The organism is Collinsella sp. LCP19S3_A7, from assembly GCF_052121995.1.
GTDB lineage: Bacteria > Actinomycetota > Coriobacteriia > Coriobacteriales > Coriobacteriaceae > Collinsella.
Genome location: NZ_JBQKDE010000002.1, coordinates 160,577 through 172,664 on the forward strand (window position 1 = coordinate 160,577; position 12,088 = coordinate 172,664).

The window sequence follows — 12,088 nt, forward strand, 5'->3', positions numbered from 1 at the left end:
GGCCGTTTTGTAGCAGGACGGTGGACGTGCGTCACATATTAAAAAGTCAACGTCGAGATGGGTCGTGATAAGAATGGGCAAGTACGTAATCGTGGTTGAATCTGGTTCGGATGTGACGCCAGAGCTCTGCGAACGCTACGGCATCGTGCGTGTGCCCATGCATGTCACGATTGGTGACGAGACCGTCGAGGACGGCTCGATCGATCCGCTCGAGATCTATTCGCGCTGCAACGAGTTTGGCGTGATGCCCAAGACCAGCGGCTGCGCGCCGGCAGATTTCTCTCGCGTGTACGACCGCATTCACGCCGAACAGCCCGACGCGACCATTTTGCATCTTGCGTATTCCGAGGCCACGACCTGTTCGCATCAGTCCTCGAAGATCGCGGCAGAGGGGCGCGACTACGTGTTCTCCATGGACACGCGTTTTGTCTCGGTGGGCCAGTCGCTTGTTGTCGTCGAGACCGCCAAATACATCGAGGCTCATCCCGATGCCACCGTCGACGAGATCTTCGCCTTCGCGAGCTCCGTTATGGACCGCGTGTTGCTGGGCTTTGTTCCTACCGACCTTGCCTTCCTTAAGGCGGGCGGTCGCTTGTCCAACGTCGCGTTCCTAGGCGCCCATCTGCTCAAGATTAAGCCCTGCATTGAGGTAACGGGTGGCAAGTTCGTGGCGACCAAGAAGTTCCGCGGCTCTATGCTCAAGTGCGCCCGCGCCTTTATTGACCACATGGTTGCGAAGGGCGAAATTGACTACTCGCACATTGGCCTGGCGTATTCGGTAGGCCTTTCCGAGGAGCTGCGCGACGACATGGAAGTCTATGCGCACGACCTGGGCTTTAGGGACGTTACCTGGACTCAGGTCGGCGGCGTCATCTCGAGCCATTGCGGCCCGACCGCCTTCGGCGCGGTGCTCACGCTCAAGGCGTAACGCCTGGCGTCTATCGATTTCTATTGCCTCGGCGGCGGGCGGGTTGCGACAACCTTCCCGCCGCTTTTGCATGGGGCCGAATAGGACAATCCAATTGACCGCTAAACCGTTTCGCCATCAAGCATATAGGCTAGAATGACTCTGGCATTTATGTAGCTAAAACCAATGAGAGGCAGGTAGCGGGAATGGCTGAGATGAAGCTCGAGGGTATGGACGCTCGTCCTGAGGACTCCGCGTTTGCCCTGGGCCGCGTGCATTCGATCGAGACGATGGGAACGGTCGATGGACCTGGCATCCGCTTTGTGGTGTTTGTTCAGGGCTGCCCCATGCGCTGTGCGTATTGCCACAACCCCGATACCTGGTCGGTTAACGGCGGCACCATGGTGACCGTCGAGCACCTGATAGACGAGTTCCAGAGCAACCATGAGTTTTACCGCAGCGGTGGTATTACGGTATCCGGCGGCGAGCCGCTCCTGCAGCCTGAGTTCTTGGCCGACCTGTTCCGCGCAATGCACAACAACCCCGATGGTCGCGTACATACCTGCTTGGATAGTTGCGGCTATGCGTTCGACCCCGCGCATCCCGAGAAGTTCGATGCCGTACTCAACGAGACCGATATGGTGCTGCTCGACATTAAACACGCCGATCCCGTCGAGCATAAAAAGCTGACCGGTTGCGATCCTGCGCGCATTCTGGCGTTTGGCGATGAGCTGGCGCGTCGCAGGATCAAGGTCGTTATCCGTCACGTGGTAGTACCGGGCATTACCGACACGGCAGAGGAGTGCGAGGCACTCGGTCGTCTGATTGCCCCGTGGCATAACGTGGTGGGCCTGGAAATGCTGCCGTATCACACGATGGGCGTCGTCAAGTATGAACAGTTGGGGATTCCCTATAAGCTCGAGGGCGTTCCACAGATGGATGCCGCGCGCATCCCCGAGCTGCGCAACGCCGTCATGACGGGCATGAAAAAGCGCCGCGCGGAACTCAAAAACGCCATCGGCTAGGGGTAGCTCATTTGGGGCCGGTAGGGTGGAGAAGTAGCTAAAAGAGCCCCGTCCTAAAAAGACTGCTCTCTGGGTTGCGGTGAGATGCGCAACAGAATCGTGCCATTTGGATAAATACGCTTGTGGTTTCTTTAAAGACACCTTAAACGCTTCTGAATATCTTTGGAAAGAAATGCCTGCTCGGTATTATGCTGCTCGTATATGAACGGGAGCAATCAGGAGACCACGTGCGAAACAACGCATCGCGGGACGAGCATGTGCCGCAGCATAGCAGCAGATATGAGACGAAGGGCACGTCTTCGCGTGGCCTTTCCGACGCTCGCATCCGCGTGACGAAGATTGCCGCCATTGGGATGCTAACGTTGGCGGTTATTATCCTCGGAATTACCGCTAAAACCTACGCGTCGGAGCGAATGGCACACTCAGATGCGTCAACGGTACAGACGCAAAACAAAAAGGTCTCTAAATCTAAAGCCACCGCAAATCAAACCCTGTCGACAGCGAGCCTCAAGACGAGGCTTTCGAAGGCGGACTTTAACGATATTCCCTCAGGCGATACCGTGCAGACCTTCTCACTGGTTGATGACCAGATCCCCGTCCTGGAGGATGAGAGCCTCGCCGCGCTCCAAGATACCCTTGATCAGGCCCAGGAATTGGGCGACGTGGGCGTGGTGTTTTACGATCTTTCGAGCGGCAAGGGCGTGACGTATAACGCGGACGCCGAGGTGTACGGTGCGAGCAGCTACAAGGCGCTCTATGTACTCTACGTCTGCGAGTTACTGGTCGAGACAGGGCAAGTATCGCTCGATGATGCTCTGGGCACCTATGGCGGCTACAGTATGGGCTGGCTGACGGTTCGCGACCTGATCGAGACCTCGGTCGTCAACTCGGATAACGACTCGTTTGTCGCGTTGCGTGCAACGTTTGATCAAGATGGCTACGAGGATTGGATTGCCGCACTCGGCGTCGAAGACGAGGTCGCGCTCGATCCAATGAGCGATTTCCCCACCTATTGCCCGCGCACCTCGGCCAAGTTGTGGCGCGAGATGAGCGAGTATTTGAGCCGCGAGAGCGAGACGTCGCAATGGCTGTCGGGCCTTCTGGCCTCTACGACCCGGTCCTTTATCCGTGACGGCATTGCGGACGACCATGCCATGGTGCGTAACAAAGCCGGCTGGATCAGCGAGGCAGGTTGCAATGCGACGTGCGATGCTGGCCTCATCGATGTCGATGGCGACACCTACATTATGAGCATCATGACGTCGATGCCGTGGAGTGACCGTTCGAGTGAGGCCGTGGCCGCCATCGCCAAGGCGCTCTACGATACCCGCGCTGCGCTGGCCTAACGGCTTCGTATTGCGCGGTTGAGTCAAAATGCTGATACCATACCGTGGATAAACAGTTTTCACAGGTTTGGGGGATGGTATGCCTACCATCGCAATCATCGGTGCACTCGAAAAAGAGGTTGCGCAGATTAAAGAAGAACTGAACGGCGCCCGTGTGTCGCAAGAGGCGGGCTTGAGCGTTGTAAGCGGCGAGCTCAACGGTCTGTCAGTGGTCGCCACGACCGCTGGCATGGGAACCGTAAACGCCGCTGGTGCAACACAGCATCTCATCAGCAGATATGCTCCGCAGGCCGTTGTGTTTTCGGGCATTGCGGGTGGCTTAAACTCCAAACTCCATATCAATGACGTGGTTATTGGCAAGTGCCTGCGCTATCTGGATACCGACACGGCGCTCATCGCCGAGTCGACGCCGGAGCTTGAGGAGTTTGCCTCGACACCGGCTCTGGTTGACATCGCCACCACCGTGCTTACCGAACATGGGTTTATCGATGCTTATGCTTCTGATTCCGCTGCGGAGAAGGACCCTAAACAGTTCCTGGTTGGCACTATCGCTACAGGCGACCGCTTTGTAACGGGCGACGCCATGCGCACCGCCGCCATCGAGGCGACGCATGCCGATTGCGTTGAGATGGAAGGTGCTGCGATTGCCCATATTGCAGCCAAGAACGGTGTCGATTGTCTGGTGCTGCGTGCTATCAGCGATAATTGTGACGAGGCATATGACGCGTTTTGCGAGCGAGAGTTCGATTTGGACGAGTACGCCCGCACCGCGAGCGGCATCACACTCGATATCGTCCGCTGCATCGCCGCTGCGTAATCGTGCATCCCTATTGTAAGAACCTACGACCAAGGAGCATCCATGGCCGATTCCATTAACTACCAGCTTGCCAAGTTCGTCGCCAGCTACGGCAAGGTTTCGCAGATCCCCGAGTCCACCTGTCCCGAGGTGAGCTTTGTGGGCCGCTCCAATGTGGGCAAGTCGTCCATCATGAACAAGCTCTTTGGCCGCAAGAACCTGGTCAAGGTTTCGAGCACGCCGGGCAAGACGAGCAATATCAATTTCTTCGAGGCCGACGACGTGCACTTTGTGGACCTGCCGGGCTACGGTTTCGCCCGTCGTTCCAAGGCCGAGCGCGACCGCTGGGCCGAGCTCATCGGCGACTTCTTCGACTCCGATCGCAGCTTTAACCTGGTTTTGTCGCTGGTGGACATTCGCCATGACCCCAGCAAGCTCGACCATGACATGATCGACTACCTGCAGGGCAACGAGTTCAACTTTATCGTCTGCCTCACCAAGGCCGACAAACTCAGCCGCACCCAGCAGGCACGCCAAGCGGCAGCCATCAAAAAGCAACTCAACGTCCCGGCCGAAAACGTAATCATCACAAGCTCCCAGACCGGCACCGGCATCGACGAGCTCAAGCGACGCATTGCCGAGGCCTGCCTCTAGTAGGGGCTCTTGGCAGACAATAGTTTGCATCTATCTATATCACCCCAGTGATAGTTGTTGGTACACTATCACTGGGGTGATATTTTTGTTCGGAGGTCGATATGGAGCTTTGGCACGGGTCGGAGGTTGTTGTCGAACGTCCGTCGTTGGATAAATGCAGACAATTCAATGACTATGGGCGCGGGTTTTATTGCACGTCACATGAGGAAATGGCGATGGAATGGGCATGCCGGACCGAGTCTGATGGCGTTGCCAATCGATATGAGCTTGATTTAGATGGCCTTTCGGTCTTGGATTTGGAGTCTGGGGAGTTTTTCAATCCTCAATTGGCTTGCAATTCTGGCGAATAACAGAGAGTTCAATGTTTCGACGCCATTGGCGCGTGAAGGGCTTCGCTATCTACTTGATAACTGCTTAATTGATACATCTCCTTATGACGTTATTCGAGGCTATCGTGCTGACGACTCCTATTTTCGTTTGCAAGACAGTTTGTCAGCGGCATGATATCGCTCAGACAGCTGCAACGTATCATGTGCTTGGGTGATTTGGGTATCCAATATGCCCTTATGAGCGAGCGCGCATTTTCGATGATTAGATTCTGCGATTGGAAGCGGGCTTCGGGGTCTGAGTTTTATCCCAAGCGTTTTGAGCGAGAGCAGAACGCTCGACGCAAATACTTGGATACGGTCAATGGCTTCGATTCCGAAGGTATCGACATTAGGGATTTAATGGCAGGGAGGGTTGATTTAAATGATCCAAGAGTTAACAGATCGTGGGCCGAGTAGGACATATCCCGTCTACTACCTCGAGGACGCAATGAACAACCTCGGCGACTGCTTCGACTATGCCGTCAATGACTATGGAGCAGAAGGATCTGAAGTTGCTGAACTCTTTTGCCTGAGCGGGGTTGCTCGCGAGTTTGAACGCGGCAACGCATGGGTAGTGTCGGGAAAATCGGGTGTTGAGCTGTTCGCGCTTATCGCTGAAAGGTCGGGCTATCAAAACAGGCCTATACCGGACTGCACCTATCGATTTGAGAAGACGCCGGAATATTGGGCGGGTTGGATGCTGGCATACCTGCAGTGGCGCCTAGGAGAGTCTTTCGAAGATTTGCTGCATGTCGTTCCATTTGATGTGCTGCGAAGTCTGTATTACCCCTGGCACGAAGCATCGGAGGAACGAGTGGCTCGCCTCGTCTGCGATATGGCGAAAAAAGCGTCCAGGCAAACCAAACTTGCGTTAGCAAGAAAGAAGCTTAAGAAAACCCAACAAGACCTAGCATACGAATCGGGTGTGTCACTCCGCTCAATCCAAATGTACGAGCAGCGCCAGAGAAACATCAATGAAGCTTCGGTAACAAGCGTAAGAGCCATAGCAAAAGCCCTCCACTGCAACATCGAAGACCTCCTAGAACCAGTCTTCGAATACAAGGAACCCAGTGCGGCGTAAACCAAGCACATAGTCGAAGCCTGTTGCTGGTAAGTGCTCCAGCCTAGCAAGAGCCCCTATCAATAAAGGGCCATAATTTCAGCCCGGCGCCCCTTCAAAGCGTGGGTCCCTATAGACATCGCTAGCCACGTTGCCATAGGGCCACCCGGGGGCATCCCCTTAAAAACATTCCGCAGCACGAGGCCCGCTTATCCGCAGCTCCGAAGGAGCGCAATATTAAATCAGCGAATGCGATTATCCTGTCGAGGTCGCGTAGGTCTCCTTGGGGCTTCCCCTGAAAACAATCCGCAGATCGAATTGCCCCGTCGCGCGAAGCGCCCGACGGGGCCATTCATGATCGAGGACGTTCTCACGGGAAGCCCCAACGAGACCCGTGAGAGCAATGAGACAGGGCGCTACAGGTACTCGATTTGAGCGCCCTCGGTGTCGCACGTTAGAATATGCGTCTCACACTTGGGGAACTGCTCACGCAGCTTGACCTGCAGGAATTTTGCCACGATGGTGTCGTCGGTCACAGCCATAAGGGTAGAGCCCGAGCCGCTGATCCAGATGGTCTTGGCGCCGCCGTTAAGGCAGGTGTCGCGCACAGCGTTGTAGTCGGGAATCAGGCGACGACGATAGGGCTCCTGGATGCGGTCGTCATTGGCGGCAGCAATCAGGTCGAGGTCGCCGGCCTCCAGGCCTCGCGTCATGCCAGCAATACGGCCCATTTGCCATACGGCGGTGGAGAGCGGAATCTCCTGCGGCACGACCTTGCGCGCCTCGCTCGTGTGAACCTCGTAGGGCGGAATCACGGTAATAAAACGCAAGCGATCGCTCACCTCGTAGCGCAGGCACTGGGGGAGCGAATCGGTCGGCGTAAAGGAGCAGACGGCGCCGCCCAGGATGGCGGGAGCGACGTTATCGGGATGGCCCTCGACCTCGGTGGCAATGCGGACGAGCTCAGCGCGGTCGACGGTGTGGCCTGTCAGTGCGGCGGCGGCCATAATGCCAGCGACGACGCAAGTGGAGCTGGAACCCAGGCCGCGAGCGACGGGTACATCGGTTTGAATGTCGATGGCAACGGGAAAAGCCGGCTCGCCCCATGCGGCCAGCGCATCGACAAAGCTGACGTAGACCAGGTTGTTCTCGTTTTGGAACTCCTCGGGGCAGCCCGTGATGGTGAGCTTGTCAGCGCGCTCGAAGGTGAAGTGCGAGTAGAGGCTGACGGCCATGCCGAGGGTGTCGTAGCCGATGCCCAAGTTGGCGCTGGTTGCTGGGACGGTGATCTTGATCATGTGGGTCCTCCTGGCGTGCCTGGCTGTTTAGTTCGCTGCTCGGGCAGTCCTGCGCAAGACGGAAAGCACATTAAGTGCTTTCCTTTGCGTGCGGAACTCGCGACGAACTAAACAGCCAGGCACGCTGTGCGCGTTCGTCATCATCCCGGGGGTTATCTGATAAAAGAAGGTGCGCCGGCTTTCGCCGGCGCCTAATGAGGGGTTTAGTTGGTAGCCATCTTTTTTGCTGCAGACTCGACGTAGCTTGCCATCTCATCGACGTCGCAGACGTCTTCGAAGCGGACGGGTTTGGACTCGAGCTCGGCGAGCTGTGCCGGTGCGGCCGTATTGGTGGCCTGCTCGAGCACGCGCATGGCCTCAAAGTCGTCCTCGGGAACGTTGAGACCCAGAGCATCGCAGCAGGCACGCGGGAACTTGTAGGGGCTGGCGGTCGAAAGCAGCACACGGGCCTTGGCGCCCTCGGCGGGAGCGACATTTTCAAAGACGTGATAGCCGCAAGCGGTGTGCGGGTCGATCACGTAGCCGTTCGCATCCCAGCAGCTCTTGATGGCAGCGCGCACCTCGTCCTCGCTGGCCCAGCCGCAGCCAAAGACGCTCTGAATCTTTGCCAGCAGGTCGGCGGGAACCTCATAGTGACCAGTCTTTGCCAGCTGCTCCATAAGGCCGGCAACAAGCTCGCAGTCGCCATCGGACAGGAAGTAGAGCATGCGTTCCAGGTTGGAGCTGATGAGGATGTCCATCGACGGCGAGATGGTCGTGAAGAACGGACGGTTGCGGTCGTAGACGCCGGTGGTCAGGAAGTCAGCCAGCACGTTGTTCTTGTCGCTCGCGACAATGAGCTTGGCGACGGGCAAACCCATGCGCTTGGCATAGTAGCCGGCCAGGATATCGCCAAAGTTGCCGGTCGGTACGCAGAACTCCACAGCGTCGCCGGCCTCGATGGCGCCGGCGCGCAGCAGCTGCGCATAGGCGGCAAAGTAGTAGACGACCTGCGGCACCAGACGGCCGACGTTGATGGAGTTGGCACTCGAAAGCACCGTTCCGGCGGCCTCCAAGCGCTCGGCAAGCTCCTTATCGGCAAAGATGCGCTTGACGGCACTCTGGGCATCGTCGAAGTTGCCGCGAATGCCGCAGACGGCGACGTTATCGCCTTCCTGTGTGGACATCTGCAGATTCTGCACGCGGCTGACTTTGCCTTCGGGATAAAAGACGGTGATGCCCGTGCCCGGAGCGTCGGCAAAACCGGCGAGTGCGGCCTTGCCGGTGTCGCCCGACGTGGCGGTGACGATCATGATGCGTTCGGCGCCGCCGTCCTTGGCGGAAGTGCGGGCCATGAGGCGGGGGAGCATCTGCAGGGCGACGTCCTTAAAGGCACTCGTGGGGCCGCCAAAGAGCTCCATCACATAGGTCTGAGGGGCGTCAGCGCCCGGCGCAGCGTCGAGTTTGACGAGCGGTGTAACCTCTTCACTCGCGAACGTGCCGCGATATGCCTCATTCACACAGGCCGAAATTTCTTCGCCCGTGTAATCATTCAGTAACATTCCCAACACATCTTGAGCGATTTCAAAGTACGATTTATCTGCAAGCGAGCTGATATCGACCTGCTGGGTGCCGAGCTCGTCCGAGACAAACAAACCCCCGTCGGGAGCGATGCCGGTGCGGATTGCCACCTTACTTGAGCACGATAAAGTGCGTCCTCGTGTACTATGATAAGTTCCCATATAACACTGCTCCTCGGATGCCTTGGTCCCAATCGGTGAAACTATGGTATCAGAGCGCGCAAAACAGGTTCGCAGAGGCTTTTAGAAAGGTAACCTCCAGCCCATGATTAAGATTGCCAAGTTTGGCGGCTCGTCGGTCGCCGACGCCGAACACTTTAAGAAGATCAAGGCCATCGTCGATGCCGACCCGGCCCGCCGTTTTGTGGTGGTTTCCGCTTGCGGTCGCCGCTTTAAGGGCGACACCAAGGTGACCGACCTGCTCTACCTGGTTAACGCGCACGTTAAGTATCACGTGTCGTGTGAGGAGCTGCTCGAGGACATTGGCCAGCGCTATTTTGATATCGCTGACGAGCTGGAGCTCACCTATCCCATCCGTGAGGAGTTCGCGGCCTTTGCCGAGCGCGCCCGCTCGGGCGGCTACTCCACCGAGGAGCTTGTGAGCCGCGGCGAGTACTTCACCGCTCGCCTGATGGCCGAGTACCTGGGCCTGCCGTTCCTGGACGCCGCGACGGTTGTGGCGTTCCATCACGACGGTACGCTCAGCATGAACCGCACCTCCGAGCTGGTGCAGGAGTACGGTCAGCAGGGCGGCTTTGTTATGCCCGGTTTCTACGGCGCGACGCGTGAGGGCCAGATTAAGCTGCTCGATCGTGGCGGCGGCGATATCTCGGGCTCGATCCTGGCCAAGTGTCTGGACGCCGACCTTTACGAGAACTGGACCGACGTCTCGGGCTTCTACTCTGCCGATCCGCGTATTGTTCCCGAGGCTCAGCCCATTGCGCGCGTTACCTACGAGGAGCTGCGCGAGCTTTCGTACATGGGCGCAAGCGTCCTGCACGAGGAGGCCGTGTTCCCCGTGCGCGAGGCGGGTATTCCGCTGGTCATCAAGAACACCAATGCGCCGCAGGACCCCGGCACCATCATTAGCGAGACGGCTGATGAGGGCGAGGCGGAGCCCATCATTACCGGCGTGACCGGCAAGCGCGGTTTTGTCGCCATCAACGTGGCCCGCGATCGCACCAAGCCCCGCGTCGGCTTTATGCGCCGTGCGCTTTCGGTGTTCGAGCGCTATGACGTTTCCGTCGAGCACATGCCCACCGGCGTCGACCGCTTTGGCGCCGTGGTGCAGGAGCAGGATGTGCACGATTCGCTGTACTCGCTCGTGGGCGACATCCAGCAGGAGGTTGAGCCGCTCGAGATTGAGGTTGTCGAGGGCCTGGCGCTCATCGCGACCGTCGGTCGTAACCTGCGCGGCCGCGCAGGTATTTCCGGCCACCTGTTTGGCATGCTCGGCCAGGCTGGCGTGAGCGTGCGCATGATTTCGCAGAGCTGCGACGAGATCAACATCATTATCGGTGTCGAGGATAAGGACTTCGACCTGGCGATTCAGACCATTTACCGTGCCTTCTCCGACGAGAACGGCATTGTGAAGGTCTCCGATCTGGAGGCTCCTGCACCGATTGAACCCGCCCTGGCTGCCCTCCACAAATAGCGACCATTCCGGTAGATTTTTGGGATATGTCTAGAAATCTACCTTTTGGCGCATGAGTGGGTTTTGAGGCATGTTCCAAAAAATCTAGCGCGGGGCGTTTCGTTTCGGTTTCTTTTCGACGGGGTGGGTTTCGTGTCCGCCCCGTTCTTGTATACACTGGGCAAGAATATCCTGCCTGCTCGGCGTGCGGGCAAAAGCCACAACCTTCAAAGGGGGAAGCATGAAACAGTACACGGTTGCTATTTTGGGCGCGACGGGGGCCGTGGGCACCCAGATGCTCGAGTGCCTCAACGAGCAGGAGTTTCCGGTTGGCAAGCTCAAGCTGCTGGCGAGCGCGCGCTCTGCGGGCAAGACCGTCGAGTTCCGCGGCGAGCAGGTTGTTATTGAGGAGGCTTGCCCCGAGGCCTTTGAGGGCTGCGACATCGTACTCGGCGCTGCCGGCGACGATATCGCCAAGGAGCTGCTGCCCGAGGCCGTCAAGCGTGGCGCCGTCGTGGTCGACAACAGCCACGCCTTCCGCATGGATCCCGAGGTGCCGCTCGTCGTGCCCGAGATCAATGCCGACGACATCAAGTGGCATCACGGCCTTATCGCTAACCCTAACTGCGCAACCATCATCGGCCTGGTTCCCACCTGGCCGCTGCACAAGCTCGCCGGCGTGAAGCGCATGATCGTCTCGACGTACCAGGCGGCTTCGGGCGCTGGTGCTCCCGGTATGGCCGAGCTCGAGGCCCAGCTGGCCGCCCTGGGTCGTGGCGAGGAGATTCCCGAGCCGCGCGCATTTGCCGCCCAGTTGGCGAGCAACCTGATTCCGCAGATTGGCGGCGTCAAGGAGGAGGGCTTTACCTCCGAGGAGATGAAGTTGCAAAACGAGGGTCGCAAGATTATGCACCTGCCCGAGCTGCGCGTGAACTGCACTTGTGTGCGCGTGCCTGTGCTGCGCTCGCACTCCGAGAGCATTACGCTCGAGTTTGAGCGCGACATTACGGTCGAGGAGGCCCGTGCTGCGCTGGCTTCTGCCCCGGGTGTCAAGCTGGTCGACGACTTGGGCGCCGAGGATGCGCACGACCGATTCCCCATGCCGATGGACACCTCCGACCAGGACCTGATTTGGGTCGGTCGCGTGCGCCGCGACATCTCGAACCCCGAGGCCGCGCGTGGCATCACCTTCTGGTGCTGTGGCGACCAAATCCGTAAGGGCGCGGCAACCAACGCCGTCCAGATCGCCAAACTGCTCTGCGAGTAGCGGTGGAACTGTCCGGCGGGGCCGGGCTTAGCTTTCAGAACGTCCTCGATCATGTGCGGCGGGGGGGGGGGGTGGGGGGGGGGGGGGGGGGGGGGGGGGGGGGGGGGGGGGGGGGGGGGGGGGTGGGTTGGGGCGGGCCCCCGCGCGGGGTGTGGGGGGGGGGGGGGGGGGGGGG

At 58.6% G+C, this 12,088-nt stretch carries 11 protein-coding genes; 9 read left to right on the forward strand and 2 right to left on the reverse strand.

The genetic code is table 11. The features are described 5' to 3' along the window. The first annotated feature begins 73 nt into the window (after positions 1–73). The 7 genes from ACTQV3_RS02085 to ACTQV3_RS02115 all read left to right on the forward strand — a co-directional run bounded on the left by ACTQV3_RS02085 (position 74) and on the right by ACTQV3_RS02115 (position 6,177). Positions 74–928, forward strand: coding sequence for a DegV family protein (locus ACTQV3_RS02085; RefSeq protein ID WP_154514928.1), 855 nt, complete (start codon positions 74–76; stop codon positions 926–928). Positions 929–1,113: 185 nt separating this feature from the next. Next, positions 1,114–1,932 carry a pyruvate formate-lyase-activating protein gene (gene pflA, locus ACTQV3_RS02090; RefSeq protein ID WP_441068457.1) on the forward strand — a complete coding sequence of 273 codons (819 nt, stop codon included), beginning with the start codon at positions 1,114–1,116 and terminating at the stop codon, positions 1,930–1,932. Between the two features lie 227 nt (positions 1,933–2,159). After that, positions 2,160–3,278: a serine hydrolase gene (locus tag ACTQV3_RS02095; RefSeq protein ID WP_441549800.1), complete on the forward strand. Its 1,119-nt coding sequence runs from the start codon at positions 2,160–2,162 to the stop codon at positions 3,276–3,278. Positions 3,279–3,357: 79 nt separating this feature from the next. After that, entirely contained in the window at positions 3,358–4,095 is a 738-nt protein-coding gene (gene mtnN, locus ACTQV3_RS02100) for a 5'-methylthioadenosine/S-adenosylhomocysteine nucleosidase (protein WP_441536005.1), read from the forward strand. 42 nt (positions 4,096–4,137) lie between these two features. Further along, complete coding sequence (gene yihA, locus ACTQV3_RS02105; protein ID WP_441068461.1) at positions 4,138–4,728, forward strand: ribosome biogenesis GTP-binding protein YihA/YsxC; 591 nt, start codon at positions 4,138–4,140, stop codon at positions 4,726–4,728. 101 nt (positions 4,729–4,829) lie between these two features. Beyond that, the gene (locus ACTQV3_RS02110) at positions 4,830–5,078 is read left to right on the forward strand and encodes a DUF3990 domain-containing protein (protein ID WP_441068463.1); all 249 of its coding nucleotides are present in this window, start codon (positions 4,830–4,832) and stop codon (positions 5,076–5,078) included. Between the two features lie 466 nt (positions 5,079–5,544). Continuing rightward, positions 5,545–6,177: a helix-turn-helix transcriptional regulator gene (locus ACTQV3_RS02115; RefSeq protein WP_441057876.1), complete on the forward strand. Its 633-nt coding sequence runs from the start codon at positions 5,545–5,547 to the stop codon at positions 6,175–6,177. 395 nt (positions 6,178–6,572) lie between these two features. On the opposite strand, the gene thrB is transcribed toward ACTQV3_RS02115, so the two are convergent. Further along, complete coding sequence (thrB, locus tag ACTQV3_RS02120) at positions 6,573–7,454, reverse strand: homoserine kinase (protein ID WP_154514914.1); 882 nt, start codon at positions 7,452–7,454, stop codon at positions 6,573–6,575. A gap of 203 nt (positions 7,455–7,657) precedes the next feature. Next, positions 7,658–9,175, reverse strand: a complete 1,518-nt coding sequence (gene thrC, locus ACTQV3_RS02125; RefSeq protein ID WP_441068465.1) for a threonine synthase — start codon at positions 9,173–9,175, stop codon at positions 7,658–7,660. A 103-nt stretch (positions 9,176–9,278) separates the two neighbouring features. Between thrC and ACTQV3_RS02130 the strand changes: the two genes are divergently transcribed. Further along, a complete protein-coding gene (locus tag ACTQV3_RS02130) occupies positions 9,279–10,667 on the forward strand; it encodes an aspartate kinase (RefSeq protein WP_154514910.1) in 1,389 nt (462 codons plus the stop codon). A 220-nt stretch (positions 10,668–10,887) separates the two neighbouring features. Further along, positions 10,888–11,913, forward strand: a complete 1,026-nt coding sequence (locus tag ACTQV3_RS02135; protein ID WP_154514908.1) for an aspartate-semialdehyde dehydrogenase — start codon at positions 10,888–10,890, stop codon at positions 11,911–11,913. Positions 11,914–12,088: the final 175 nt, after the last annotated feature.